The organism is Nocardia sp. X0981, assembly GCF_977089955.1.
In genome coordinates, this window is the sequence record NZ_OZ372435.1 from 3,477,204 (window position 1) to 3,503,011 (window position 25,808).

At 69.2% G+C, this 25,808-nt stretch carries 21 protein-coding genes; 15 read left to right on the plus strand and 6 right to left on the minus strand.

Annotated features, from left to right (window positions below; all coding sequences use genetic code 11):
* Positions 1 to 335: 335 nt before the first annotated feature.
* From ileS to ACYR7D_RS15495, 3 genes are all read left to right on the plus strand, one after another.
* Positions 336 to 3,476 (plus strand): isoleucine--tRNA ligase, encoded by a 3,141-nt coding sequence (ileS, locus tag ACYR7D_RS15485; RefSeq protein WP_459545283.1) that lies wholly within the window; start codon positions 336 to 338, stop codon positions 3,474 to 3,476.
* Positions 3,477 to 3,653: 177 nt separating this feature from the next.
* On the plus strand, positions 3,654 to 4,586 hold the full coding sequence (locus ACYR7D_RS15490) for a hypothetical protein (RefSeq protein ID WP_459545284.1): 933 nt from the start codon (positions 3,654 to 3,656) through the stop codon (positions 4,584 to 4,586).
* 282 nt (positions 4,587 to 4,868) lie between these two features.
* Positions 4,869 to 5,372 carry a C40 family peptidase gene (locus ACYR7D_RS15495; RefSeq protein WP_459550174.1) on the plus strand — a complete coding sequence of 168 codons (504 nt, stop codon included), beginning with the start codon at positions 4,869 to 4,871 and terminating at the stop codon, positions 5,370 to 5,372.
* Between the two features lie 21 nt (positions 5,373 to 5,393).
* Here ACYR7D_RS15495 and ACYR7D_RS15500 read toward each other — a convergent pair whose 3' ends face one another.
* Positions 5,394 to 6,269 carry a UTP--glucose-1-phosphate uridylyltransferase gene (locus ACYR7D_RS15500; RefSeq protein WP_459545285.1) on the minus strand — a complete coding sequence of 292 codons (876 nt, stop codon included), beginning with the start codon at positions 6,267 to 6,269 and terminating at the stop codon, positions 5,394 to 5,396.
* Positions 6,270 to 6,606: 337 nt separating this feature from the next.
* On the opposite strand from ACYR7D_RS15500, the gene ACYR7D_RS15505 reads away from it, so the two are divergent.
* From ACYR7D_RS15505 to ACYR7D_RS15525, 5 genes are all read left to right on the plus strand, one after another.
* Entirely contained in the window at positions 6,607 to 8,046 is a 1,440-nt protein-coding gene (locus ACYR7D_RS15505) for a DNA polymerase IV (RefSeq protein ID WP_459550175.1), read from the plus strand.
* Positions 8,047 to 8,143: 97 nt separating this feature from the next.
* Positions 8,144 to 8,650, plus strand: a complete 507-nt coding sequence (locus tag ACYR7D_RS15510) for a hypothetical protein (protein ID WP_459545286.1) — start codon at positions 8,144 to 8,146, stop codon at positions 8,648 to 8,650.
* Positions 8,651 to 8,760: 110 nt separating this feature from the next.
* Positions 8,761 to 11,988 carry an arabinosyltransferase domain-containing protein gene (locus ACYR7D_RS15515; protein WP_459545287.1) on the plus strand — a complete coding sequence of 1,076 codons (3,228 nt, stop codon included), beginning with the start codon at positions 8,761 to 8,763 and terminating at the stop codon, positions 11,986 to 11,988.
* Positions 11,989 to 12,023: 35 nt separating this feature from the next.
* Positions 12,024 to 14,450, plus strand: a complete 2,427-nt coding sequence (locus ACYR7D_RS15520; RefSeq protein WP_459545288.1) for an HAD-IC family P-type ATPase — start codon at positions 12,024 to 12,026, stop codon at positions 14,448 to 14,450.
* Between the two features lie 296 nt (positions 14,451 to 14,746).
* The gene (locus ACYR7D_RS15525) at positions 14,747 to 15,370 is read left to right on the plus strand and encodes a GNAT family N-acetyltransferase (RefSeq protein ID WP_459545289.1); all 624 of its coding nucleotides are present in this window, start codon (positions 14,747 to 14,749) and stop codon (positions 15,368 to 15,370) included.
* On the opposite strand, the gene ACYR7D_RS15530 is transcribed toward ACYR7D_RS15525, so the two are convergent.
* Together ACYR7D_RS15530 and ACYR7D_RS15535 are read right to left on the minus strand one after the other, a co-directional pair.
* Positions 15,359 to 15,535 (minus strand): hypothetical protein, encoded by a 177-nt coding sequence (locus ACYR7D_RS15530; protein WP_459545290.1) that lies wholly within the window; start codon positions 15,533 to 15,535, stop codon positions 15,359 to 15,361. The genes ACYR7D_RS15525 and ACYR7D_RS15530 overlap by 12 nt on opposite strands.
* 184 nt (positions 15,536 to 15,719) lie before the next feature.
* Positions 15,720 to 16,487, minus strand: coding sequence for an AraC family transcriptional regulator (locus ACYR7D_RS15535; RefSeq protein WP_459545291.1), 768 nt, complete (start codon positions 16,485 to 16,487; stop codon positions 15,720 to 15,722).
* Between the two features lie 140 nt (positions 16,488 to 16,627).
* On the opposite strand from ACYR7D_RS15535, the gene ACYR7D_RS15540 reads away from it, so the two are divergent.
* Both ACYR7D_RS15540 and ACYR7D_RS15545 read left to right on the plus strand, forming a co-directional pair.
* Positions 16,628 to 17,776: an MFS transporter gene (locus tag ACYR7D_RS15540; RefSeq protein ID WP_459550176.1), complete on the plus strand. Its 1,149-nt coding sequence runs from the start codon at positions 16,628 to 16,630 to the stop codon at positions 17,774 to 17,776.
* A 182-nt stretch (positions 17,777 to 17,958) separates the two neighbouring features.
* Positions 17,959 to 18,777, plus strand: coding sequence for a PhzF family phenazine biosynthesis protein (locus tag ACYR7D_RS15545; RefSeq protein ID WP_459545292.1), 819 nt, complete (start codon positions 17,959 to 17,961; stop codon positions 18,775 to 18,777).
* Between the two features lies 1 nt (position 18,778).
* Here ACYR7D_RS15545 and ACYR7D_RS15550 read toward each other — a convergent pair whose 3' ends face one another.
* Genes ACYR7D_RS15550 through lspA form a run of 3 tightly spaced genes read right to left on the minus strand, consistent with a single transcriptional unit; the run spans position 18,779 to position 21,113 of the window.
* Positions 18,779 to 19,483, minus strand: a complete 705-nt coding sequence (locus tag ACYR7D_RS15550) for a hypothetical protein (protein ID WP_459545293.1) — start codon at positions 19,481 to 19,483, stop codon at positions 18,779 to 18,781.
* A gap of 8 nt (positions 19,484 to 19,491) precedes the next feature.
* Entirely contained in the window at positions 19,492 to 20,418 is a 927-nt protein-coding gene (locus ACYR7D_RS15555) for an RluA family pseudouridine synthase (RefSeq protein WP_459545294.1), read from the minus strand.
* On the minus strand, positions 20,415 to 21,113 hold the full coding sequence (lspA, locus tag ACYR7D_RS15560) for a signal peptidase II (RefSeq protein ID WP_459545295.1): 699 nt from the start codon (positions 21,111 to 21,113) through the stop codon (positions 20,415 to 20,417). Before lspA ends, ACYR7D_RS15555 begins: the two co-directional genes overlap by 4 nt.
* A 204-nt stretch (positions 21,114 to 21,317) precedes the next feature.
* Here lspA and ACYR7D_RS15565 point away from each other — a divergent pair, with 204 nt between their 5' ends.
* The 5 genes from ACYR7D_RS15565 to ACYR7D_RS15585 all read left to right on the plus strand — a co-directional run bounded on the left by ACYR7D_RS15565 (position 21,318) and on the right by ACYR7D_RS15585 (position 25,770).
* Positions 21,318 to 22,211 carry a hypothetical protein gene (locus tag ACYR7D_RS15565; protein WP_459550177.1) on the plus strand — a complete coding sequence of 298 codons (894 nt, stop codon included), beginning with the start codon at positions 21,318 to 21,320 and terminating at the stop codon, positions 22,209 to 22,211.
* An 88-nt stretch (positions 22,212 to 22,299) separates the two neighbouring features.
* Positions 22,300 to 22,761, plus strand: a complete 462-nt coding sequence (locus ACYR7D_RS15570) for a VOC family protein (RefSeq protein ID WP_459545296.1) — start codon at positions 22,300 to 22,302, stop codon at positions 22,759 to 22,761.
* 85 nt (positions 22,762 to 22,846) lie between these two features.
* On the plus strand, positions 22,847 to 23,593 hold the full coding sequence (locus ACYR7D_RS15575; protein WP_459545297.1) for a LytR/AlgR family response regulator transcription factor: 747 nt from the start codon (positions 22,847 to 22,849) through the stop codon (positions 23,591 to 23,593).
* Complete coding sequence (locus ACYR7D_RS15580; protein ID WP_459545298.1) at positions 23,593 to 23,961, plus strand: hypothetical protein; 369 nt, start codon at positions 23,593 to 23,595, stop codon at positions 23,959 to 23,961. The genes ACYR7D_RS15575 and ACYR7D_RS15580 overlap by 1 nt, the downstream gene beginning before the upstream one ends.
* 54 nt (positions 23,962 to 24,015) lie before the next feature.
* Positions 24,016 to 25,770 carry a sodium/solute symporter gene (locus tag ACYR7D_RS15585; RefSeq protein ID WP_459545299.1) on the plus strand — a complete coding sequence of 585 codons (1,755 nt, stop codon included), beginning with the start codon at positions 24,016 to 24,018 and terminating at the stop codon, positions 25,768 to 25,770.
* Positions 25,771 to 25,808 lie beyond the last annotated feature (38 nt).

Sequence of the window (25,808 nt, forward strand, 5' to 3'; positions counted from 1 at the left end):
AGCACATATCCTTCCGGGTCGGCGGGTCGCGCGGTGCCGCGGGGGTTGCATAAAAGGTTGACCGTGCTGGTTAGAATCAAACCTGTAAGTCGGCGACGATCCGGCCATCACCGGGGAGCTTTCGGAAGAACGGCGCTGTGCGGTCGGCCCGCGCACGCTCATTAGAACCGAACGGGTGAGCCCGTCACAGCTCGTAACGAGAGGTTCATCCGGCCCGCCGGGCCGGTGGACAAGCGGGGTGGTACCGCGGTCCGGCGCACCCGCTGCGCCGATCGTCCCCGTGCCAGAGATATCGCGCCACCGGCGCGCCGGGCACGAGGAGATGTGTATCCGCGATGGCGGACGAGAATTCCAGGAGCAGCGCATACCCCCGCGTCGATCTCGGCGGCGGGGCCGGTGCGTCCTTCCCCGATCTGGAGCGGGCGGTACTGGACGCATGGGCCGCCGACGGGACCTTCCGCACCAGTATCGAGCAGCGTGCGGAAGAGGGGGAGGAGTTCGTCTTCTACGACGGCCCCCCGTTCGCCAACGGTCTGCCGCACTACGGTCATCTGCTCACCGGGTACGTCAAAGATGTCATCCCCCGCTTCCAGACCATGCGCGGGAAACGGGTCGAGCGGCGGTTCGGCTGGGACTGTCACGGGCTGCCGGCGGAAATCGAAACGGAGAAACAGCTCGGTATCACCGATAAATCGCAGATCGACTCCATGGGTCTCGCGGAATTCAATGCCGCCTGCCGTAAGTCGGTCCTGCGCTATACCGGGGAATGGCGCGACTATGTGACCCGGCAGGCGCGCTGGGTCGACTTCGACAATGATTACAAGACCCTCGATCTCGACTTCATGGAGTCGGTGATGTGGGCCTTCAAGTCGCTGTACGACAAAGGGCTGATCTACCAGGGCTTCCGGGTGCTGCCGTACAGCTGGTACGAACAGACCCCGCTGTCGAATCAGGAGGCCCGGCTCGACGACGCCTACCGGATGCGCCAGGATCCGGCCGTCACCGTCGATATGGTGTTGTCGGTCCCCGGCGACCATCCCCTCCGTGAGCTGGACGGTGCCAATGCGCTGATCTGGACCACCACGCCGTGGACGTTGCCGTCCAACCTCGCCATCGCGGTCCATCCCGACGTGCGCTACGTGCAGGTGCGCGGGGCGGACGGTAAGCGCTACCTGCTCGCCGCCGAACGAGTGGCGCACTACGCGCGTGAACTCGGTGAACAGCCCGAAGTGCTCGGGCAATACGACGGCGCGGCGCTGGTCGATCTGCGTTACACGCCGCCGTTCGACTTCTTCGCCGGGCATCCGCATGCGCACCGCGTGCTCGCGGCCGACTATGTCACCACCGAATCGGGCACGGGCGTGGTGCATCTGGCGCCCGCCTTCGGTGAGGAGGATATGGACGTCGCGAGCGCGAACGGTATCGAGCTGGTACAGCCGCTGGATCCGGGCGGTAAGTTCACCTCGATGGTGCCGCCGTACGAGGGTCTGATGGTGTTCGACGCCAATCCGGTGATCATCAAGGACCTCAAGGCCGCGGGCAAGGTGTTGCGGCACGAGACGATCGAACATTCCTACCCGCACAGCTGGCGTTCGGGTCAGCCGCTGATCTATATGGCCGTACCCTCCTGGTTCGTGGCGGTGACCCGCTTCCGCGACCGGATGGTGGAGTTGAACAAGCGGATCCGCTGGGTGCCCGAGCATATCCGCGACGGCCAGTTCGGTAAATGGCTCGAGAACGCCCGGGACTGGAACATCAGCCGTAACCGCTACTGGGGCAGTCCCATCCCGGTGTGGATATCGGACGATCCCGCGTATCCGCGGATCGATGTCTACGGTTCGCTGGACGAGCTGGAGCGCGATTTCGGGGTGCGGCCGACGGATCTGCACCGGCCCGCGATCGACGCGCTGACCCGGCCCAACCCGGACGACCCGACGGGGAAGTCCACCATGCGCCGGGTGCCGGAGGTGCTGGACTGCTGGTTCGAATCGGGTTCCATGCCGTATGCGCAGGTGCATTTCCCGTTCGAGAACAAGGAGTGGTTCGACTCCCACTTCCCCGGTGATTTCATCGTCGAGTACAACGGGCAGACCCGGGGCTGGTTCTACAACCTGCACGTACTGTCCACGGCGCTCTTCGACAGCCCGGCGTTCTCGAATGTCGTGGCCCACGGCATCGTGCTCGGCGACGACGGGCTCAAGATGAGCAAATCGAAGCGTAATTACCCGGATGTGAACGAGGTTTTCGACCGGGACGGTTCCGATGCGATGCGCTGGTTCCTGATGAGTTCGCCGATCCTGCGCGGCGGTAATCTCATCGTCACCGAACGCGGTATCCGCGAGGGCGTGAGCCATGCGCTACGCCCGCTGTGGAACGCCTGGACGTTCCTGCAGTTGTACGCGGCCGAACCCGGTGTCCAGCGCACGGATTCGCCTCATGCGCTGGACCGGTACATCCTGGCCAAACTGGCGCAGACCCGGGACGCGATGACCGAGGCCCTGGAGAGCTTCGATATCGCCGGCGCCTGCGAAGAACTGCGTACCTTCGCCGATGCGCTCACCAATTGGTATGTGCGCCGGTCACGTTCGCGGTTCTGGGCCGAGGATCGCGATGCCGTCGATACATTGCACACCGTGCTCGAGGTCGCGACCCGATTGGCCGCACCGCTGTTGCCCCTGATCACCGAGGTGATCTGGCGGGGGCTGACCGGTGGCCGTTCGGTGCATCTCACCGATTGGCCGGCGCCCGACGCCCTGCCCCGGGATCCGGAGCTGGTGGCGGCCATGGACGAGGCGCGGGGTGTGTGCTCGACGGTGCTGAGTCTGCGCAAGGCACAGAAACTGCGGGTCCGCCTGCCGTTGTCGGAGGTGACCATCGCGGCGCCCGACGCCGACCGGCTCGCGCCCTACGCCGATATCATCGCCGATGAGGTGAACGTCAAGAAGGTCGATCTCACCACCGATGTCGCCGCGCACGGCCGGTTCGAGCTCGTCGTCAACGCGCGGGCGGCCGGGCCCCGCCTCGGCAAGGACGTGCAGCAGGTGATCAAGGCGGTGAAGGCCGGTGAATGGTCGGAGACCGCCGACGGGGTGGTCAGCGCGGCCGGGATCGAACTGTTGCCCGAGGAATACACCCAGCGGTTGGTGGCCGCCGAGCCGGAATCCACCGCGGCGCTGCCCGGTAACGCCGGTCTGGTCGTGTTGAACTCGGTGGTGACCGAGGAACTGGAGGCCGAGGGCTGGGCTCGCGACCTCATCCGGGATCTGCAGGAGACCCGGAAATCGCTGGGGCTGGAGGTTTCCGACCGCATCACGGCGACGCTCGAGGTGCCGTCGGACCGGCAGCAGTGGGCGGCGACCCACCGGGAGCTGATCGCCGGTGAGATCCTGGCCGTTGATCTGGGATTCGGTCCGGCGGGCCCGGCGGCGGCCGAGCTCACCGGAGGGGTGCGCGCCCGGATCGCCAAGGCGAGCTGAGGATCCGTGCCGGCCGGGCCCGAGGGTCCGGCCGGCACGGCGCCGGATGACTCCGGGGGCGGTCGGTTGCGCTGCTTTGTACGGCCTGGCGGTTTTCGCAGCTGGGAGCCCCGTGCGGCGGTGACCCGGATATCGTGGCCATGACCGGGGCGGCCTGCCCCGCTAGGGTGGTTTTCCATGGCTTCGGACAATCCCGGCGAATGGTGGCAGCAGTCCCCTGAGGGGCAAGAGAAGAAATCCCCATCGGGGCAGTGGCAGCAGGGATATTCGTCCCAGGGTGGGCAGTCGTCTCCGGGAATTCCCTGGGGGCACACCGCCGGGCAGGTGCCACAGCCGCCGCAGCAGGGGGCGTGGGAGATACCGCCGCTGAATTCCGGCGGCTACGGTGGACCACCGCGGCAGAACAAGGGTCCGCTGCTCGCCGTACTGGGTGTCGTGGTGGCTCTGGTGCTGGTCGGGGTACTCGGGCTGGTCGTGCTGCGATCCCAGGGGACCGAGGAGAACACCGCCACCGGAACCTCCACGCAGAACAGCGAATCGAGCAGCAGCTCGTCTCCGGCTTCCACCACCACGACGACCACCAGTGCCTCGCCGTCCGGGGGCACCCCCGTTCTCCGGGAGGGTTTGTCGCCGGTCACGATCCTCGGCCCGACATGGCAGGAGGGCGAGGACACCTACACCATGGCCTTCAAGGATTGGCCGTTCGCTTTCCGGGCGCCGGGCTCCTGGGGCTGTTTGAAGGGTTCGATCGAGAACATTCCGGAAGCTCAGGCGTGGGGGTGCGTCGATGAGGGCGACTCGGCGGCCGGGCAGAAGTTCAATGTGATGCTGCGGAAATGCCCGAGCACATGCGATGCGGCCACACAGGCGCAGTTCAACGCCGAATGGTTCGACAATATGGCCGAGGCGAAACACGTCGACGACCGGACCGCGTATGTGGAGACGGCGTCGAACAAAGAGGGCAAGTTCGTCATCGATTTCAGCCGCTTCTTCGCCGCCGAGCCGGGCGGGGAGCTGGTCTGGCAGGTGGGGGTCTACCTGGAGTCTCCGCCGGCCACCAAGGATGTGCTGCTGAAGACGCTCAACGATATAGCAACTCAGACACAATAAACATTTTTGTGATTCTGATCACACCCTGAAAATTTGCCAAGAGCTTGTCGGCTGCCGTAAAGGCGGGGCAAAATCATCGCCGATACCCGCTTCGGGACCCCGGAGCGCCGGAAACGGTAATTATTTCGTTCGGTTCTACCTGAGAGAAGTTGCGCCGGAAGCGATCTGTCCGGCGTCACGCCTGTGGTCCGCGGCTTCCTTCCGGGAAGGTTGCCGCAAGTTAACCGGATGCCATGCGGCGTCCGGCCTATCGACCAGCAGAAGGGTGGGTACGTGATCGGAATTGCATTGCGCCGGGGTATCACCGGCGTGCTCTTGGCGGCCGTGGTCGGTGCGGTCGCCGACGCGCCCGGATGGGCGCAAACCGGGAGCGCCAGCGGATCGGCGTCCGGTTCCGGTTCGCTGAGCGCCAGTGGTTCGGCGGCGCTGCCCTTTCCCACCAGCAACGGCCTCGGGGCGCTGGCCGCGGCCACCACCCAGACCGGGAAAATGTACGAATGGGGTGCGACGGGCCCCGATACCTGGGACTGTTCGGCCCTGGTGCAGTGGGCGTTTCGTCAGGTCGGGGTCGTGCTGCCCCGCACCACATGGGAGCAGGCGGAAGCCGGCGTGGCGGTCCCGCGGTACGCGCTCTCGCCGGGCGACGTCGTGATCATCAACCGCGACGCCTCCCACGTCGGGATCTACGCCGGTATGGGCCAGGTGCTCAACGCCTATGGTGCGGGAGTGCCGGTGGGGCTCACCCCGCTCGATCATTTCCACATCCACAGCATCCGGCGGTTCTGACCGGCCGCTGCGCCGGCCGGATCATTCCACCTGCCGGCGCAGCAGCGGCCCGTAGTCGGGATGGGCCAGTGCCGTGGCGAACTGCGCGATGAGATAGTCGCCGGGATTGCCGGTGTCGTACCAGCGGCCCTGGATGACCTGACCGTAGACGGCGTGGTTCGCGGCGTAGGCATTGATGGAGTCGGTGAGGTACACCTCACCGGTCCGATGGGTGTACCAGTTCTCGGTCTGGGCGCGCAGTTCCTCGATGATGCCCGGGGTTACGACATAACCGCCGATCGCGGCGTACGACGAGGGCGCGTCGGCGGGCTTCGGCTTCTCCACCAGGCCCGAGATCCGCAGCAGGCCTTCGTCCAGATCCTCCCGCACCACCGGCACGCCGTAGCGCTGTGATTCGTTCGGGTTCATCGGCATCAACGCCAGGACGGGGCAGCCCGTGGACTCGTAGGCCCGGATGAGCTGCTGGGCACGCGGTATCTCGGCCACGAACACATCATCGGGCCACAACACCAGCATGGGTTCGTCGCCGGCGGTGCGGGCCGCGTTCAGCACCGGTGTCCCGTTACCGTACGGGCCGTGTTGATCCAGGTAGGTGATATGGCCCAGCCGGGACAGCTCGCCGACCTCTTCCACCGCGTCCGCGTAGGCGTCCTTACCGTCGGCGCGCAGCTGGGCGACCAGGGCCGGGTTGGGGCGGAAATGGTCTTGGATCAGTGATTTCCCGCCGCTGACGACGATGGTGATATCGGTGATCCCGGAGGCCACCAGCTCGCGTACCGTGTGTTCGATCACCGGCTTGTCGCCGACCGGCAGCATCTCCTTCGGAATCGCCTTGGTCAGCGGTAGCAGTCGGGAACCGATACCGGCAGCGGGGATCACGGCCTTACGGATCTTCATCGTCCGATCATCACATATCGGCGCGGGCCACAGCGGCATCTCCGGCCGGGTCAGGCGGCGGTGGAGCAGCCGGCCACCGGGAGCGACAGGTGCGGAAGACCTCCGGCAACCCGCTGGTGACCGCTGCGCACCCGGGCGGACGGGAAGCACGGAGCTGTCGGCGGCGGGGCGTACATTCAGGGCTCATGGACACCAGCAGCCGGACGTGCGGCGGCCCTTTCCGGCCGCGGTCGGGCGCGGCGGGGAAACGGTGGGCCACTCCGTGGTGAGCGGCGAGCATCCGGCTACGGGTCCGGGGGCGCCCGCGAACGAGACCTCCCGCCGCTGGGTACTGCACATGGATATGGACGCGTTCTTCGCCTCGTGCGAACAACTCACCCGGCCCACGTTGCGCGGCCGCCCGGTACTCGTCGGTGGTACCGGTGCGCGGGGAGTGGTCGCGGGCGCCAGTTACGAGGCGCGGGTCTTCGGGGCGCGGTCGGCGATGCCGATGCAGCAGGCACGGCGCATGGTCGGCGCCCCGGCCGTGGTGATACCGCCGCGGGGCGCGCTGTACGGCGTCCTGAGCGGGCAGGTCTTCGATACCCTGCGGGCGCGGATACCGGTACTCGAGACACTCTCGTTCGACGAGGCGTTCGGCGAACCGGCCGAACTGGCCGGCGCGAGTGTGGCGGAGGTCGCGGCCTTCTGTGAGCGGCTGCGCGCCGCGGTACGGGAACGGACCGGCCTGGTGGTGTCCGTGGGGGCCGGCAGCGGGAAACAGCTGGCCAAGATCGCCTCCGGGATGGCCAAACCCGACGGTATCCGAGTGATCGCGCCGCGCGAACAGCAGGCGCTGCTGGCGGCGCTACCGGTACGCAAGCTGTGGGGCATCGGGCCGGTGGCGGAAAACCGGCTGCGCACACTCGGGATCGAGACGGTCGGAGCGTTCGCGGCCCTGCCCGAGGTGGAGGCGGTCTCGATTCTGGGCGGCAGTATCGGCGCGGCGCTGCACCGGCTCGCCCGCGGTATCGACGACCGGCCGGTGGCCGAACGCGCCGAGGCCAAGCAGATCAGCGCCGAGACCACCTACGACACCGATATCGTCACCCTGGAGCGGTTACGGCCGGCGATCAGCGAGATGGCCGCCGCGGCCCATCGCCGGCTCACGCGCGACGGCCGCGCCGCCCGGACCGTGGTCCTGAAACTCAAACGCGCGGATATGAGCATCACCACTCGTTCGACCACACTCGCGTACGCGACCGAGGACCTGCCCACCCTCACCGCCGCGGCCCAGCGCGCCGCTCTCGATCCGCGGGAGCTGGGCCCGATCAGGCTGGTGGGCGTCGGCTATGCCGGACTGTCGACGATCCGGCAGGAATCGCTGTTCCCCGAACTGGACCGGGCGGGCGTCGAACCCGAGGTGCCGGCCGGTGCGGCCGGTCCGGCCCGGCCGGTGGGTTCATCGGCAGAAGACGAGCAGAGCTCTGTGGATTCGGTGAGAATCGCGGCGGAGCCCGACCCGTCCGGGGCAGATCGCGCGACCGTCGGCGCCGGCCGGGCCGAAACCGCGGGTGTGGCGGCGGTTTCGGGCATCGCCGCTGGTGGCGCCCCCCTGTGGCGGCCGGGAACGGACGTCCGGCACCCCGAATTCGGCTTCGGCTGGGTCCAGGGCGCCGGGCACGGCCGGGTCACCGTCCGGTTCGAGACCCGCTCGACAGGACCGGGGATCGCGCGTACGTTCGCTGCCGACAATACGGAGTTGCGCCCGGCGGACCCGCTCGGCAGCCTGTCCTGACGGACCGCCGGGTAGGTTGGTCCCGGGCAGCGTCGCCGGTTCCGGTGGAGCTGCCGCAGCGCACGACACCGAACCCTCGAACGCAAAGGACGAGCAGTTGAAGCTTCGCAAGACCGGACGTATCGCGATCGCCGGCGTGGCCGCAGTGGCCGCGTTGACCCTGACCGCGTGTGGTAGCGATGATTCCGACTCGGACACCAAGGCCGCGAGTTCCACGTCCGCCGCGGCGGCCACCACCGAGGCGGAAGACGATCTGCCCGCGGTGCCCACCGCCACCGATCTGAACACTCAGCTGCAGCGCGCGCTCGATCCGGCCGTCCCGAACGAGGAGAAGCTGGAAATGGTGCAGGGCGCCGAGGCCGATCCGGAACTGCCGAGCAAACTGAGCCAGTTCTACACCGATTCGGGCGCCACCATCGAGGTCACCGAGGTCAACGATTTCGGTGACACCCTGAACGCCAAGGCCAACTTCAAACTGGGCGATACCCAGAACGTGGTCGATGTCCCGTTCGTCGCCGAGGACGGTGTCTGGAAGGTCGAGAAGACCTGGGCCTGCAATATGCTCGCGCAGGCTCAGGTGCAGTCGCCGGCCTGCGTCGCCTGATCCACCCGACCCGTACCCGGCCGGTCCGCCCAGCGCGGGCCGGCCGGTGTCGTTCCGGCCGGTGAGCGCAGCGGTGAGCGCGCTCGGACCGCCCGCTAGGATTGCCCCCCGTGGCTGACACGATCGTGGTGGCGGCGCCCGAGCCGGCGAAGATCTCCGAAACTCCGCGCCCCCCTTCCCGGGGCGGCTGGGCCCGGCCGGTAGCGCTGGTGTCGGCGTTGATCGGGGCTCTGCTCGCGCTGTCGGTGCCACTGCTGCCGGTACGGGTGGACCACGCCACACTGACCTGGCCGCAGTCCGATTCGACCGCCTCGATCGAGGCGCCTCTGGTCGCGTACGCGCCGCTGAGCTTCGATGTCACCGTGCCATGCGCGGCCGTGCGGCAGTTGGACGCCCGGGGTGGCGGCGTACTGGCGGCCACCGCCCCGTACGGTGCGCCCGATCTCGAACGTTACGGTTTCCTCGCCCGGGTGCGGCCCGCGACACCGGACGCCGGTTCCCGGCTCGATGTCGTACTGCGCAACCAATCGCTGTTCAGCGTGCCGGTGGCCGAGCTCGCGCCCGGCTGCGAGCTCACCGTCGGTGCGGGGATGACCGAATCCGTGGCCACGCTCACCGGCCGGGAACCCGTGGTGCTCGGCGGGGATTTCCGGCCCCAGCTGGTGGGTGTGTTCAGCGATCTCGACGATGCCGCCGGTACCCGGGTCACCGCCGAGGTGGACAGCCGGTTCAGTTCCACTCCCACCGGGTGGAAACGGATCGCCATCTGGGCGGCGGTGGCGGCCACGATCGTCTCACTGGTGGCCCTGCACCGCCTGGACCGGCTCGACGGCCGCCGCGCCCGCCGTTTCCTGCCGGCACGCTGGTGGACCTTCCGGCCCATCGACGGCGTGGTCCTGGGCACCCTGGTGCTCTGGCATTTCATCGGCGCCACCACCTCCGACGACGGCTACCAGTTCGGGATGGGCCGCACCTCGGTGGCGGCCGGGTACATGGCGAACTACTTCCGGTGGTTCGGGGTACCGGAGAACCCGGTCGGTACCCCCTACTACGACCTCATCGGTTTGATGGCGCAGCTGAGTACCGCCAGTCCCTGGGTCCGGCTGCCGACGTTGCTGGCCGGAATGCTGGCCTGGATGGTGATCAGCCGCGAAGTGGTGCCGCGGTTCGGTGCCGCCCTGCACCGGAACCGGTTCGTACCGTGGACCGGAGCGCTGGTGTTCCTCGCGGTCTGGCTGCCGTACAACAACGGGCTCCGGCCGGAACCGCTGGTCGCGCTGGGGGTTCTGCTCACCTGGTGCTCGGTGGAGCGCGGGATCGCCACCCGGCGGCTGCTGCCTTTCGCGGTCGCCGTGCTGATCGCGGCCTTCAGCTGTACCGCCGGACCACACGGCGTCATCTGCCTCGCCGCGTTGCTGGCGGGACTGCGCCCGCTGTTCAAGATCATCGCAACGCGGGCGCGGCGGGTCGGCTGGGCCGCCCAACTGCTTCCGCTGGGTGCCGCGGGTGTGCTGGTCCTGGTGGTCGCGTTCGCGGATCAGACGTTCAGCGCCATGCAGGAGATGCGCCGGGTACACGAACTGACCGGCCCCCATGTGCTGTGGTTCGACGAATACCTGCGCTACCAGTACCTGTTCATGGGCACCGTGGACGGCTCGGTGGCCCGCCGGTTCGGCATCTTCGTGATGGTGGCGGGACTGCTCGTCTGCCTGCTGACGCTGCTCCGCAAAGGCGGCAGAATCCCCACCGCGGCGCTGGGACCCTCCCGGCGGATCCTCGGGGTCACCGTCGGGGCTATGGCGCTGATGATGACCACCCCCACCAAATGGACCCATCACCTGGGCGTTTTCGCCGGTCTGGCGGGTGCGGTGGCGGTACTCACCGCGGTCGCCATCGGCCCGCGGGTGATGCGCGGGCCACGTAACCGGGCGCTGTTCGCCGCGGCGGTGGCGTTCCTGCTCGCGCTCGTCTTCTCCGGCCCCAACGGCTGGTGGTACGTCTCCTCCTACGGCGTCCCGTGGTGGGACAAACAGCCGTCGGTGGCCGGTATCGCCTTCAACAAGGTTTTCCTGTTCGGCGCGGTACTGCTGCTCGTACCGGCCGCCTGGTGGCATGTGCGGGCGCCGGAACGGGGGCATCATCGGATCTCGCGCTGGGGCTGGCGGTTCGTCAAGGTGCCGCCGCTGGCGGTGGCCGCCGCGTTCATGGTGCTGTTCGAGGTGGCGTCGTTCGCCAAGGGCGCCGTCAGCCAGTATCCGGCCTTCTCGCTGGCCGCCTCGAACCTGGGGGTTTTCACCGGCAGCACCTGTGGTCTGGCCCCGCACGTTCTGGTGGAAACCGATCCGAACCGCGGCACGCTCACCCCACTGTCCGGGGATCCGGCGGCCACCCTCGCGGGCACCGCCACCGGTTTCACCCCGACCGGAGTGGCCGCGGATCTCAGCGCCGACGCCGAGCAGGGCGCCGATGCCGCCATCGCCGACTCGATGGGCGATATGAGCGCCGGAACCGGTGTGGCCACCGAAACCGCCGGTCCCGCACTACCCTTCGGCCTGCACCCGGGTACGCCGGTGCAGGGGAGTTACGAAGCGGACGGTCCCGCCGAGCTGACCAGCGGCTGGTACCGGCTCCCCCCGGTAGCCGAACGCGGCGATATTCTCGCGCTCAGCGCCGCCGGACGCATCTGGTCGCGTGATGCCGACGGCGTGGTCACCCACGGCCAATCGCTCGAACTCGAATTCGGGTCGACCACGGCTCCGGGTGGCTCGGCCGCCGCTCCGGTACCGCTGCGCCGGGTGAACCCGATCGATATCGGCCCGGCCCCCTCCTGGCGCAATCTGCGGGTACCGCTGGATTCGTTCGCCGACGCCGATACAGTACGGATCGTGGCCGCCGACCGCGACCGGGACCCGCGCCAGTGGCTGGCCTTCACTCCGCCCCGTATACCGCAGACCCGGGATCTGAACTCGGTGGTCGGTTCCACCGCACCGGTACTGCTGGACTGGGCCGTCGGACTGCAGTTCCCGTGCCAGCGCCCGTTCGACCACCGCACCGGAATCGCGGAGGTGCCCGAGTACCGGATCCTGCCGGACCGGATCGGCGCGCACGACACCGAGCTGTGGCAGAACCACGACGGCGGCGGTCCGCTCGGCTGGACCGGTCTGCTGCTGTACGCACGCACCCTGCCGACCTACCTGAACCACGACTGGGATCGTGACTGGGGTCAGCTACAGCAGTTCCTGCCCATCGACCCCGACGCGGTACCGGCACGCCCGCGGATCACCCAGGAGGAGCATTCCGGGACCTGGACGCCCGGCCCGATCAACGTCGCCTATTGAGTTCCGCTCGGCCGGGGCTGGTTACGCTGGCCCACATGTCGACAACAGTGCAGGCCGTCGGAGCACCCGGCCTCACCGCCGCGGAGGTGGCGCAGCGGCGCCGGGACGGGCTCACCAACGATGTCCCGGACCGGGCCGGCCGCTCGATCCGCGATATCGTCCGGGCGAATGTGTTCACCCGGATCAATGCCATCCTGGGTGTACTGTTCGTCCTGGTCATGGCCACCGGGTCCGTGATCGACGGGATGTTCGGGCTGTTGATCGTGGCCAACAGCGCGATCGGCATCATCCAGGAGGTGCGGGCCAAACGCACCCTGGACCGGCTGGCCATCGTGGGCCGGGCCGAACCCACGGTGCGCCGCGACGGACGGTCCGGGCGGATCGCGCCCAAGGATGTGGTGCTCGACGATCTGATCGAACTCGGTCCGGGCGATCAGATCGTGGTCGACGGTGTGGTCGTGGAATCCGAACTCCTCGAGGTCGACGAATCGTTGCTCACCGGCGAATCCGACGATGTGCACAAAGACATCGGGGAACAGGTGCTCTCGGGTAGCTATGTGGTGTCCGGTTCGGGTGCTTATCGCGCCACCAAGGTCGGTGCCGACGCCTACGCCGCGAAACTGGCCGACGAGGCCAGCAAGTTCACGCTGGTGAATTCCGAACTGCGCAACGGTATCGACACGATCCTGAAGGTCATCACCTATCTGCTGATCCCGGCGGGCGCGCTGAGTATCTACAACCAGTTGGTATCCAGCGGTGAATCGTGGCGGCCGGCGGTCACCGGTATGGTCGCGGCGCTGGTGCCGATGGTGCCGGAAGGCCTGGTGCTGATGACCTCGATCGCGTTCGCGGTCGGGGTCGTGCGGCTGGGGCAGCGCAACTGCCTGGTGCAGGAGCTGCCCGCCATCGAGGGGCTGGCCCGGGTGGACGTGGTGTGCGCCGACAAGACCGGCACCCTCACCGAGAACGGTATGCGGCTGGCCGAACTCCGCATGATCGACACCGCGCCCGGCGCGGAAACCGCCGCGCGGCAGGCGCTGGCCGCCATGGCCGCCGACGACCCCCGGCCCAATGCCAGCGTGCAGGCGGTCGCCGAGGCGCTACCCGAAACACCCGGCTGGTCCTATACCGCGGTGGCGCCGTTCTCGTCGGCCAAGAAGTGGAGCGGTTTCTCCTACGGCGAGCACGGCGACTGGTTGCTCGGCGCACCCGATGTGCTGCTGGATCCGTCCTCGGCCCCCGCCCGCGCCGCCGAAGAACTCGGCGCCACCGGCTTACGGGTCCTGCTGCTCGCCCGCGGCGACCGGGATGTCGCCGCCGCCGGCGCACCCGGAGAGATCACCCCGGTCGCCCTGGTGGTCCTGGAGCAGAAGGTACGGCCGGACGCCCGCGCCACTCTGGACTATTTCGCGAGCCAGGATGTCGCCGTCAAAGTGATCTCCGGCGATAACGCCGTCTCGGTCGGCGCGGTGGCCGCCGCCCTGGAGTTGCCCGGCGGTGACGCCGCCGTCGATGCCCGCACCCTGCCCGCGGACCGGGACGGACTCGCCGGGGTGCTGGCGGAGCGGACCACCTTCGGCCGGGTACGCCCCGACCAGAAGCGGGCGATGGTCGGCGCCCTGCAGTCGCGCGGGCACACCGTGGCCATGACCGGCGACGGGGTCAACGACGTCCTGGCGCTCAAGGACGCCGATATCGGCGTCGCCATGGGAGCCGGGAGCCCGGCCACCCGTGCCGTCGCGCAGATCGTGCTGCTGGACAACAAGTTCGCCACCCTGCCGTACGTGGTGGGTGAAGGCCGCCGGGTGATCGGCAATATCGAGCGGGTCTCGAATCTGTTCCTCACCAAGACCGTGTACTCGGTGCTGCTGGCGTTCCTGGTGGGCGCCGCCGGGGTGGGGTCGCAGATCTTCGGCTACGAACCGATCGGCTATCCCTTCCTGCCGCGGCACGTGACGATCGCGGCCTGGTTCACCATCGGTATCCCGGCGTTCATCCTCTCGCTGGCACCGAACAACGAACGCGCCCGGACCGGGTTCGTCGGACGGGTGATGCGGTTGGCGGTCCCTTCCGGTGTGGTGATCGGAACGGCGACCTTCGTGGCCTACCTGATCGCCTATGCCGGCCCCGAGGCCAGCGAGCAGCAGAAGATGCAGGCCGGTACCACCGCGCTCATCACGCTGATCATGATCGCGGTCTGGGTACTGGCGATCGTCGCACGCCCGTACACCTGGTGGAAGGTCGTGCTGCTGGCCGTCTCCGTCACGGCCTATCTGGTGCTGTTCACGGTGCCGGCCACGCGCGAATTCTTCGCGCTCGACCCCTCGAACCTCCGCCTCACCACCGCCGCGTTCGTCTGCGGTGCGGTGGGCATCGTCCTGGTGGAGGCGGCCTGGTGGATGAGCGCGACCCTGCGGGGTGAACCGCACAAACTGGTTCCCGCGGCTCCCGGCGAAGCCTGACCGGCCCGCCCGCGTCCGAATCCGTCCGTACGGTCCGTCCGGTGCCGGATCGCGGCGTATCCGAGTGCACGGCTCGGACCGGGCGGCCCAGCGGGCGACGATCACCGATATGCCCAACGGCATCACCGGTTTCCACCAGGTAGGGATCGTCGCTCGCGATCCGGATGCCCTGGGGTGACGTACCGCTCGTCCGGGTTCACGCTCGGTCCACGGTCCCGGCATAGGCGCGCGGAGCGTCCGGGGCGCCGCTCACCGCGGACTGTGCCGCCGATATGGGCGCGCTCTAGAATCGCACGATGCCGAACCCTTTCGAGGTACGTCCGGCGCGCCGCGACGAGATCGTGGCGTTGTCGAGCACCCTGGCCGCCGCCTTCCAGGACGATCCGGTGATGGAATGGCTCTGGCCGGACCAGCGGCGGCGGGCGCTCGGATTGCCCCGCCTGTTCGCCGCCCAGACCCGGCACCATCATTTCGCTTCCCGGGGTGTGGATATCGCCGTCGATACCTCGGGGGCGATCGGCGGTGCCGCCCTCTGGGATGCACCGGGTAATTGGAAGCCGTCCCCGTTGACGGAATTGCGGATGCTTCCGCAATTGGTCCGGGCCTTCGGGCCCCGGCTGCGTGCGGGTAAACAACTGGCCGACCTCATGACCGAGGCGCATCCGGCCGAACCGCACTGGTATCTCGCGACCATCGGCACCGATCCGGTTCAGCGCGGTCGCGGATACGGGCAGGCCCTGCTGCACGCGCGACTGGAGCACTGCGATCGCGAGGGCGTACCGGCCTATCTCGAATCGAGCAAACAGGTGAATATCGGCTACTACGAGCGGTTCGGGTTCGAAGTCACCGGGACGGTCGGCCTCCCGGACGGCGGGCCGACGATGTGGTTGATGTGGCGCGCGCCCCGATCACAGGGGTGAGCCGCCGAGTTTCGGGATACTCCGTACCGGGGGCGGGCTCGACACCGGCGACACCGGGCAGCGCCCCGCCCGCTCGGTGATGTAGCCGGAGAACGCCGGCGCGTCCCGGCGCACCGGGAGAACCAGGAGGCTGTGGCTGCCGATGGTGGCGCCGACGAACGCCACCTGCGGGTCGCCGGTGCCGATCGTCGATCTCCGCGATCCGGCTGAACGGTGCTCGCCCGTCCCCCGGGAGGGCGTGCGGCACGCTCAGGTCGAGGGTGGCGACAGTGACCGGATCCACCGTTGCGGAATAGGCGGGCCCATGTTCCGGTGAATCGCGTGTGGCGGTTCGGGAGCGTGCGTGCCGTTACCCGGACGGGTCGGGTCCGCGGGGACCGGATCGGCGCGAGCGTCCCGGGGTATCCCCGAGAACCGCCCGGTACACGTCGATGAACGCACTGGCCGAGGCCCAGCCGCAGCGCCCGGCGACGGTCGTGACCGGCAGGCCCTCGGCGAGGAGTTGGACCGCTCGATGCAGCCGCAAGCGGGTACGCCACTGCGGGTAGGTCATGGCCAGTTCGGTCCGGAACAGCCGGGTGAGGGTGCGTTCGCTCGCGCCGATATACCGTCCCAGCGCGGCGAGTGTCCACACGACGGTCAGGTCCTGCTCGACCAGTGCGCAGGCCCGGCGCAGCCGTTCGTCGCGCGCGGCGGGCAGGTTCAGCCGCTGGCGCGGGCTGCGCCGCAGCTGGTCGAGCAGCACCTGCCGTATCCGATCGATCTCCGCATCGGGAAGGCCGGCCGGAGCCGAGCAGGTGATGACGAGTTCGCGTACCAGCGGTGGCGTGGTGACGACCGTGGGCGTGGACCAGGCGTGGGAAATGTCCGCCGGGAAGGCGACACAGTGGAAACGGGTGGGGCCGTAGAAACGGTGTTCGTGCCAGTGCCCGGCGGGAATCCAGATCGCCCGGTCGGCCGGGGCGATCCAGTAACCGGTATCGGTACGGACCTCCGCGGCACCGGAACTGGCGTAGACGAGTTGATGGTCGATATGCCGGTGCCGGTGGATCCGCGAACCGCCGGTGTGATCGCGCACCGAAGTCGGTGCGGGAGAAGCATGGCGGGTTTCCGGCACAACTTGGCATTTTATCGGAAGAAGGCGCGGGCCCGTCCTTCCTACGCTGAGCGCTGTCCGGTGGTAGCAGGAAGGATCCGAGGGTGGAGACGTCGGTCGAAACAGTGGCCACGACACACGGCGAGCCGGTGTGGAAGCGTATGCGGTACTGGGTCTTCGCCCATATCGTCGACGACTTCTATCAGGGGCTGGTGCCCGCGAGCATCCCCTTCTTCGTCCTCGAACGCGACTACAGTTACGTCGCCGCGTCCGGGCTCGCCCTGGCCGCCACCCTGGGAAGTTCCCTGCCGCAACCGGTTCTGGGGGTACTCGCCGACCGCCGGAAACTGCTCTGGCTGGCACCAGCCGGTCTGGCAGCCGCCGGCATCGGGGCGGGACTGGCCGGTCTGGCGCCCTCCTATCCGCTGGTCTGGGTCCTGCTGCTGCTGTCGGGTCTGGGAGTGGCGGCCTTCCATCCCGCCGCCGGGCGCGACGCCCGCCGAGCGGCGGGAAACAGTGCCACCGCCATGAGCCTGTTCGCCGCCGGCGGCAGTATCGGCTTCTTCCTCGCCCCGGCCCTGGCGACGCCCGCACTGGTATCGCTGGGTGTCGGCGCCACCGCGCTGTTCGTCCCGCCCGCGGTACTCATGGCCTTCCTCCTGTGGCGACATCAGCAGCGGCGCGATCCCGCGACCGCGGCCCCGGCCGGGACGGGCGGGCGCGACCGCTGGCTGCCGTTCCTGGCACTGACCGCCGTCGAGATCATCCGTTCCGTCGTTTTCCTCGGTCTCAATACGTTCATCGCTCTGTACTGGATCGTGCATCTGGGCGCCGGCCGGTACGCCGGTGGTCTCGCGTTGACCGCGTTCCTGGTGGGCGGCGTGATCGGCACGCTGGCCGGTGGACGGCTGGCGGATCGGATCGGCATGCTGCACACCATCCGGATCGGTTGCGCCGCCGCGGTTCCGGCGCTGCTCGCGCTGCGCCTCGCCCCGAATCCGGGTATCGGACTGGTCCTGGCGGTACTGGCCGGGGTGACGGTCAATCTGCCGTTCGCGGTGTTCGTGAAACTGGGCCAGGACTACCTGCCCGCCCGTCCCGGCACGGCCGCCGGTGTCACCCTCGGTCTCGCGGTGAGCGCGGGCGGGCTGTTCGTTCCCGTACTCGGTGCTCTCGCCGACCGCTACGGTCCGCAAGCCGTCCTGATGGTGCTGTGCGGGATACCGCTGGCCGCCGCGGTCCTCGCCCTGTTCCTGCCCGCCCCCGACAACCACCCGGCGCCGAGTACGGCGGAGCCTGCCGAGGGGTGAGCCCGTATCGTGCCGCGGTCCGCGAAGCGTATGCGCCGCAGGCGCGGCACCGGGCACAGCTACTCCCGAGCGTCACTGCGCCGGACCCCTCCCATTGCCGCCGGGCGCTCCCGGGGGCCCGGCGCCGACGCGCCAAAGACGCTGTGCGGAGTGAGCATTCGGACCTGGAGTACCTTCGTGGCATGGAGGTTCTGCTGCACCAGATCGACGCGTTCGCCGACGCACCGTTCTCCGGCAACCCGGCGGCGGTCATGCCGTTGCCCACATGGTTGCCCGATACCGTGCTGCAACAGGTGGCCGAGGAGAACAATCTCTCCGAGACCGCCTTCTACACCTCGCGGTTACCTCCCGAGGCGGGCGCGCGGGCCGAGGGTGTGCCCGCCTACCATCTGCGCTGGTTCACCCCTGCTACGGAGGTGGATATGTGCGGGCATGCCACCCTGGCCGCGGCCGCGCAGATTCTCACCGATATCGAGCCGGGCGAGGATCGCGTGGACTTCTTCACGCGCAGCGGCTGGTTGCGGGTGGACCGCACCGACGACGACGAGTACGTGCTGGATCTCCCCGCAGTGGCGTCGGTTCCGGCCGATCCGGACCCGGCGCTGGTGGCGGCCCTGGGGGTGGAGCCGGTGCGGGCGTACGACGGTGTCGACGTGGTGATCGTGGTGGACGGGGAGGCGGCCGTGCGTGAGCTGACCCCCGCCTTGACCGCTTTTCCGCCGGTGCCGCGCGGGGTGATCGTGACCGCGCGGGGAGACGAGGCGGATTTCGTCTCGCGGTTCTTCGCCCCGGGCGTCGGGGTGCCGGAGGATCCGGTGACCGGTTCGGCGCACGCCCAGCTCGCTCCGCTGTGGGGTGCCGAGCTGGGACGTACCTCGCTCACCGCGCGCCAGTTGTCCCGGCGCGGCGGTGCGCTCGGAGTCGAACTGGCCGGCGACCGGGTGTTGCTGACCGGACGCTGCCGCCGCTACCTCGACGGTGTGGTGACGCTGGACTTCTGAGTCAGCGGGGCGGTACGGGACCGTCGTCGGGTGGGGCGCCGATCGGGTCGGTGGTGTCGGGCAGCAGCGGCACCACAGCGAACCGCTCGGCCACGGCATCGCCCGGGAGTGCCTGGACGGCGCGGATTCCGGGCCGCTCGGCGAGTTCGCGCAGCCGGGGCAGGGGCGCGCGTACGACCACTGCGGGCGAGCAGGCGCAGTCGTCGCGGAGGCGGGCGACGGAGACATCCAGTACGCGCGCGGAGCGGGTGCCGTCGGCGGTGTAGCGCCGCCGGTCGGCGAGCTGGTCGGCGGCGTCCCGGCCCGAGCGTACGAGCGCCGGCTCGCTGTCGGGGAGATGCACCGCCGACAGAGGGGTCACCACCCGGGGCAGCGGTACCTGGTAGAGCACCTGGCTCACCCGGAGCCCGCCCAGGAGTTCCCGGAGCCCGGTGGCGGGCCGATAGCCGGTGAACGACACCAGTGCCCAGCGGTCGCCGTCGCCGGTACCGGTGAGCGAGTCCTCGGCCCGCCCCAGGTATCCGGCGACCGTTTCCCCCGTATCGGGGCCGAGCCGGTCGGTGGAGACACCGTCGTTCGCGGGTGGGTTCGCCACCCCGAGCAGTAGTACCGCCACCGCGCAGATCACGACCGCCGCACCGGACCCGAGGCCGCGGAGCAGGGCCCGGCGGGTGAGGACGGGTGGGACCGGTGCGGATGCGGACATCGGCCTGGTCAGCAGTCGCGCAGGATACCGAGAGCCCGGGTGAGGTCCTCGGGATATTCGCTGGTGATCTCCAGGTAGCGGCCGTCCGCCGGATGGTGGAAACCCAGCGAACGGGCATGCAGCCACTGCCGTTGCAACCCGAGCCGTTCGGCCAGCCGTGGGTCCGCGCCGTAGGTGAGATCACCGCAGCAGGGGTGGCGGATGGCGGAGAAATGCACCCGGATCTGATGGGTGCGGCCGGTTTCCAGGTGGATATCCAGCAGACTGGCCGCCTGGAACGCCTCCACCGTGTCGTAATGGGTGACGCTGGGGCGGCCGTCGGAGGTGACGGCGAATTTCCAGTCGTTTCCGCGGGCACGGCCGATGGGTGCGTCGATGGTGCCGCTGCTGGGATCGGGATGACCCTGCACCAGCGCGTGATAGCGCTTGTCGACGGTGCGCTGTTTGAACGCCCGCTTCAGCACCGTATAGGCGTGTTCCGATTGGGCCACCACCATGACCCCGGAGGTGCCCACATCGAGCCGGTGCACGATGCCCTGCCGTTCGTGCGCCCCGGAGGTGGAGATCCGGTATCCGGCCGCGGCCAGCCCGCCCACGACGGTGGGCCCGCTCCAGCCGACCCCGGTATGCGCGGCCACACCCACCGGTTTGTCCACGGCGACGATATCGTCGTCGGCGTAGAGGATCTTCATACCCTCCACCGGTTCGGCTTCGATGGTCAGTGCGCGGCGCGGTTCCGGGAACACGACTTCCAGCCAGGCGCCCGCGGTGAGCCGGTCGGATTTCCCGGCGGGCACACCATCGAGCTGTACCGACCCTTCCTCGGCCAGCGCCGCCACCGCGGTCCGGGACAGGCCGAGCAGTCTGGCCAGTCCGGCGTCCACCCGCATACCGTCGAGCCCATCGGGGACCGGCATGGTCCTGGTCTCCCTCATGCGGCCGTCTCCTCGCTGGTGGACGCGGCGGCGGAGCCTTCGGCGGATCGGCCGTGGTCGGGGTCGGGTGGGTCGGTGGGGGCCGGGGCCGCGTCCTCGGGCGATGTCTCCCGGTTCCGCGCGGCGGGGGGTTTGCGTTCGTAGCGGGTGCCGTCGGGTTCGAAACCGAATACGGTCAGCAGCACGAGGAGGACGGCCCCGCAGACGATCGAGGAATCGGCCACGTTGAACACCGGCCACCAGCCGACCGAGACGAAATCCACCACATGGCCCTGAAACGGGCCCGGGGCGCGGAAGAGCCGATCCACCAGGTTGCCCAGCGCGCCACCGAGCACCCCGCCCAGGCCCACGGCCCAGAGGGTGGAGCGCAGTGTCCGGCCGATACGGAGCACTCCGATCACCACCGCCGTGGCGATCAGGGTCAGCAGCCAGGTCATCCCGGTGGCCATGGAGAACGCGGCACCGGGGTTGCGCACCAGCACCAGTTCCACGACGTCGCCGATGACGGATACCGATTCGCCGGGCCGGATGTACTCGACCACCACGATCTTGGTGACGAGGTCGAGAACGAACAGTGCCGCCGCTACCGCCAGCAGTAACCGAAGCCGCTGCCGGGGCTGCCTGCCGGTACCGGCGGGACGGTCGTCGGGGTCGCGCTCGGGTGTAGACCGGTCCTCACTCACGCCGACCATCATCTCTCGAGCTGTGCCGGACCGGCACCGTGGGCACCCGTGCGCGGACCCGGCGTACCGATCGAGAACCGTTCCGCGGCCGTACCGGCGCCGATACGAATGATCCGCGGATGTCCCAGCCCACGCTCAGGTACGCCTCGTAGGCTGTCGGTCGTGACGGTGTTGTGTTCGTTTCCTACGCCCCGCCTGGCCCGGTCCAGAGTGCTGATGCTGGTCCTCGCGGTGGGGCTGACCGCATTGGGGGCCGGCTGCAGCGACCGGGGAGAATCCGCGGCCGACGTGGAGGGCACCGAGCCGCTGGGAATCGGCAACGAGGTCACGGTCCCGATCGCCGCGGCGGTGGTCACCACGGTGGATCCCGGTAGCGAACCGCGGTCCACACTGCGCCCGTCCTACTCCGACGGCACCGTGCAGGCGGTGACGCTGCGTACCGATCACCGGATCCAGCAGCAGATCGACTCCCAGCAGGTACGGGATTTCTCCAGCCCCGCGCTGACCATCCCGATGACCGCCACCGCCGACTCGGACGGGGTGGAACTGACGCTCGGTTCGGTCACCACTCCCGATCCCGCCCTCTCCGAGGCGCTCACGGCCGCCGACGGTTCCCATGCCGGGCTGGAGGTGAGCGAGCTCGGTGGTATCACCGCGCTGCGCCTGGCACCCGCTCCCGATACCTCCAATTCGGCGCGCGCCGCCTTGGAGCAGGCGTTCTATCAGGCCGTCTACCGTTCCATCACCTTCCCGGACGAACCGGTGGGGGTGGGCGCGGTCTGGCGGGTGCAGCAGACCGTGGGCGGCGGAGTCGACCTCGATCAGGTGACCACCGCCACCCTCGTCGACCGGGACGGCGGCCGATTGACCATCCGCCTCGATGTCACCCAGACCCCGAAGTCGAGTATCTGGGATCTGCCGAACGAGGCCGGGACCCTCGATATCGAGGATTACGCCATGCAGGGCAGTGGCGAGATCACCGTCGATCTGGGCATGCCGCTGCCGATCGCCGGGTCGATCACCATCGGTGGTCACCAGTTCTACCGCAACCCGCAGACCGCGACGGTCTTACGGCAGGTGATCGAGACGAAGGTCTGCTGGGACGACTGATCGGGGCCGTGTCGGTCGCCGGGCGGAGCCGTGCCCGGCGCCTAAGCTCGGAACATCCGTCAACCGATCCGAAACCGGAGGTCCCGCGATGGCTGATGTCTCCCCAGTACCGGAGGGTTACCCCACCATTTCACCCGGGCTGGCGATCGCGGGTGCGGCCGACGCGGTCGAGTTCTACAAGCGGGTTCTCGGCGCCACCGAGCGGATGCGGATCCCCGGCCCCGGCGGCACCGTGATGCATTGTGAACTGCTGATCGGCAATTCCGTGCTCATGCTCGGTGATCCCGCGCCGGAGATGGCGTTCCGCGATCCGCATTCGATCGGCGGTACGCCTGTCAACCTGTACGTGTACGTACCCGATGTCGAGGCGGCGCACGCGGCCGCGCTCGCCGCCGGCGCCACCGAGATCAGCGCCCCGGAAACCCAGTTCTACGGGGACCGCACCGGTTCGTTCGTCGACCCGTGGGGTCATCAGTGGACCGTGGCCACCCATGTGGAGGATATCGGGCCCGAGGAGATGCAGCGCCGGATGGACCGGCTCGGCTCCTGAGTCGTCCGGTTCACCCGTCCCGGGTCCGCAGCATCCGTCCGGTGACTACCATGGGCGGGTCGGAGAAGCAGGAAGGGTCTGGCGGATGCGCGTGCTGGCCGTGGACGACGAGCAGCCGGCGCTGGACGAGTTGCTGTATCTGTTGCGTGCCGAACCGGCGGTGACGGAATCCTACGGAGCCGTCGACGCGACCGGTGCGCTGCGGATACTCCGGTCACGCGGGGCGGACGCGGTCTTCCTGGATATCAATATGCCCGGGCTGGACGGTATGGAACTGGCCGGAATCCTCTCGGAATTCGCCAATCCCCCGGCCGTGGTGTTCGTCACCGCCCACGAGGACCACGCGGTGGCCGCGTTCGATCTCGGCGCGGTGGACTATCTGCTCAAACCGGTGCGTCGGCAGCGGCTGGCCGCGGCGCTGCGGCGTATCGCGGAGCGCCGCGCCCCGTCCGGCGGTCCCGGGTCCGACCCCGCCGGGAACAGCCAGGTCATCCCGGTCGAGCTGGGGGGTGTGACCACCCTGGTGCACCGGTCACAGGTGAGCTGGGTGGAGGCGGAAGGCGATTACGCGCGTCTGCACACCGATACCGGGTCCCATCTCGTACGTATTCCGCTGTCGGCGCTGCAGGAACGCTGGCGGGACGGTTTCCTGCGAGTGCACCGGTCCTATCTGGTGGCGCTCGGGCGGGTGACCGGCTTGCGTACGGTGGGGTCGGCGACGGTGGTGTGCCTGCGGGGGGCGGGGCCGGTGGAACTTCCGGTGAGCCGGCGCCAGGTGCGTGAACTCAAACAGCGGTTGGTGCACGGCCCCCATCCGGTGCCGGAGCGGTGATGATCGGCCCGCCACCGAAACCGCCCCGCCGGCGGGTGGTACTCGCCGAACGCCGGGGTGCGCGGCGGATCCGGACCCGGGTGGAGGTGGCCGAGCAGACCGAGATCGGGGCGGCGCTGATCGGCGGGCTGGTCCGCGCGCAGCTCGGCCTGGCGCTGAGTTGCGGGCTGGCGATCGTCCTGGTTCTGGCGGCGCTGCCGTTGCTCTTCGGAGTGACCGCGGTGGCCGAGACGGTCGTATTCGGGATCCGGCTGCCGTGGCTGGTTCTGGGCGGGGCCGCCTATCCGCTGCTGTGGCTCACCGGCCGGGTCTATCTACGGCTGTCCGAGCGCAACGAGAACGATTTCCTCGAGCTCACCGGTGACTGAGATACGAGCGGCAGGCGCGTCCGGCGCCGCGTGGCGGATCCGCGGAGACCGGCGGTGAGCGCGTCCGGGCTCACTGTGGGCGCGCTGCTCGCGGCGGCGGTCGCGACAGTGACGCTGGGCGTGTACGGGGTGCGCTGGGCGCGCACGACCTCCGACTTCCTGGTGGCCTCGCGCAGTGTGGGACCCCGCTGGAACGCGGCCGCGGTCTCCGGTGAATATCTCTCGGCCGCCTCGTTTCTCGGGGTCGCCGGGCTGATCGCGAAATACGGCGCCGACGCGCTGTGGTACCCGGTGGGCTTCACCGCCGGTTATCTGGCGCTACTGCTGTTCGTGGCCGCGCCGCTGCGCCGGTCGGGGGCCTACACCGTGCCGGATTTCGCCGAATTCCGCCTCGGGTCGCCGCGCCTGCGCCGGCTCGCCGCCGTGGTGGTGGTGCTGGTGTGCGCGGTGTATGTGATCCCGCAGTTGCAGGGCGCGGGGTTGACCCTGCGCATTCTGCTGGGCGTGCCGGGCTGGGTGGGTGCGGTGGCGGTGGCGGTGATCGTGGTGGCGAACGTGGTGGGTGGCGGGATGCGCTCGATCACCCTGGTTCAGGCGTTCCAGTACTGGCTGAAACTGAGCGCGGTGGCGCTGCCCGCCCTGGTGTTGCTCGTTCATTTCTTCGGCGGTGGACACCCCGGCGCGGACCGGGAACTCGGCGCGGCGGCACCGCCGACGGTGAGCGAACGCACCACGGTGGAGGTGACCACACCCGTGGTGGTGCGGCTGGCGGAAGCGCAGCATGTCTCGGTGCACGGTGTCCTCGACGGCGAGATGGTGGACGGGCCGGTGCTGCTGAGTGCCGGTAACCACGAATTGGCTCCCGAGACCCGGCTGGTGCTCGAACCGGGAGCCGCGGTGCCGGTGGTGGCGGGGGCACCGGCCGACGGCGCCCACTGGTTGCGCCCGGGTAACGGTTTCGCCGGGCCGCATCCGCGGTACCAGGTGTACTCGCTGATGATCGCGACCTTTCTGGGCACCATGGGGCTACCGCACGTGCTCGTCCGCTTCTACACCAACCGCGACGGTCGCGCGGCTCGGGCCACCGCGCTCACGGTGATCGCACTGGTCGGGGTGTTCTACCTGTTCCCGGTGTTGCTCGGGGTTTTCGCCCGGCTGTACGTACCGCAACTGCTGATCACCGGAACCTCGGACGCGGCGGTGCTGCTGCTGCCGTCCTCGGCGCTGGCCGGCCTGCCGGGACAGCTGCTGGCGGCGCTCGTGGCGGCGGGGGCGATGGCCGCTTTCCTGTCCACCTCCTCGGGGCTGGTGGTGAGTATCGCGGGTGTGCTGAGTACCGATGTGCTGCGGGGACGGATCCGGGATTTCCGGGTGGCGGCGTTGGTGGCGGGCGCGGTGCCGCTGGTGGTGTCGGTGAGTGTGGCCACCCTGGATCTCTCCCGCACCGTGGGCCTGGCGTTCTCCCTCGCCGCCGCCACGCTGTGCCCGCTGCTGGTGTTGGGGATCTGGTGGCATGGTCTCACCGCGGCGGGGGCGGCGGCGGGCCTGGTGACCGGTGGGCTGGTCGCGGGGGCGGCGACGGTGGTGTCGGTGCTCGGCGGTGTCGCCGAGGAGTGGGCCGATGGTTGGCCCGCCGCGTTGCTCGGGTATCCGGCGGCGGTCGCGGTGCCGCTGGCCTTCGGGGCGATGGTGCTGGTCAGCCGGTTCACCGCGCGTCCGGCCGGGGTGGGGCAGGCGTTCGTCCGGATGCACGCGCCGGAACGGCTCGGGATGGGAGCCGATCGGACGCCCGGCTCCCGGCCGGAGTGATCTCGCCGGACCGCTCGTCGCGGCACAGTGACCGTTCA

What these genes read in the sequence shown, in the direction of transcription:
- ileS (WP_459545283.1), top strand. Translation starts at nt 336, where the DNA reads ATGGCGGACGAGAATTCCAGGAGCAGCGCATACCCCCGCGTCGATCTC.
- ACYR7D_RS15490 (WP_459545284.1), top strand. Translation starts at nt 3,654, where the DNA reads ATGGCTTCGGACAATCCCGGCGAATGGTGGCAGCAGTCCCCTGAGGGG.
- ACYR7D_RS15500 (WP_459545285.1), bottom strand. Translation starts at nt 6,269, where the DNA reads ATGAAGATCCGTAAGGCCGTGATCCCCGCTGCCGGTATCGGTTCCCGA.
- ACYR7D_RS15505 (WP_459550175.1), top strand. Translation starts at nt 6,607, where the DNA reads ATGGATATGGACGCGTTCTTCGCCTCGTGCGAACAACTCACCCGGCCC.
- ACYR7D_RS15520 (WP_459545288.1), top strand. Translation starts at nt 12,024, where the DNA reads ATGTCGACAACAGTGCAGGCCGTCGGAGCACCCGGCCTCACCGCCGCG.
- ACYR7D_RS15525 (WP_459545289.1), top strand. Translation starts at nt 14,747, where the DNA reads ATGCCGAACCCTTTCGAGGTACGTCCGGCGCGCCGCGACGAGATCGTG.
- ACYR7D_RS15540 (WP_459550176.1), top strand. Translation starts at nt 16,628, where the DNA reads ATGCGGTACTGGGTCTTCGCCCATATCGTCGACGACTTCTATCAGGGG.
- ACYR7D_RS15545 (WP_459545292.1), top strand. Translation starts at nt 17,959, where the DNA reads ATGGAGGTTCTGCTGCACCAGATCGACGCGTTCGCCGACGCACCGTTC.
- ACYR7D_RS15550 (WP_459545293.1), bottom strand. Translation starts at nt 19,483, where the DNA reads ATGTCCGCATCCGCACCGGTCCCACCCGTCCTCACCCGCCGGGCCCTG.
- ACYR7D_RS15555 (WP_459545294.1), bottom strand. Translation starts at nt 20,418, where the DNA reads ATGAGGGAGACCAGGACCATGCCGGTCCCCGATGGGCTCGACGGTATG.
- lspA (WP_459545295.1), bottom strand. Translation starts at nt 21,113, where the DNA reads ATGATGGTCGGCGTGAGTGAGGACCGGTCTACACCCGAGCGCGACCCC.
- ACYR7D_RS15565 (WP_459550177.1), top strand. Translation starts at nt 21,318, where the DNA reads ATGCTGGTCCTCGCGGTGGGGCTGACCGCATTGGGGGCCGGCTGCAGC.
- ACYR7D_RS15570 (WP_459545296.1), top strand. Translation starts at nt 22,300, where the DNA reads ATGGCTGATGTCTCCCCAGTACCGGAGGGTTACCCCACCATTTCACCC.
- ACYR7D_RS15575 (WP_459545297.1), top strand. Translation starts at nt 22,847, where the DNA reads ATGCGCGTGCTGGCCGTGGACGACGAGCAGCCGGCGCTGGACGAGTTG.
- ACYR7D_RS15580 (WP_459545298.1), top strand. Translation starts at nt 23,593, where the DNA reads ATGATCGGCCCGCCACCGAAACCGCCCCGCCGGCGGGTGGTACTCGCC.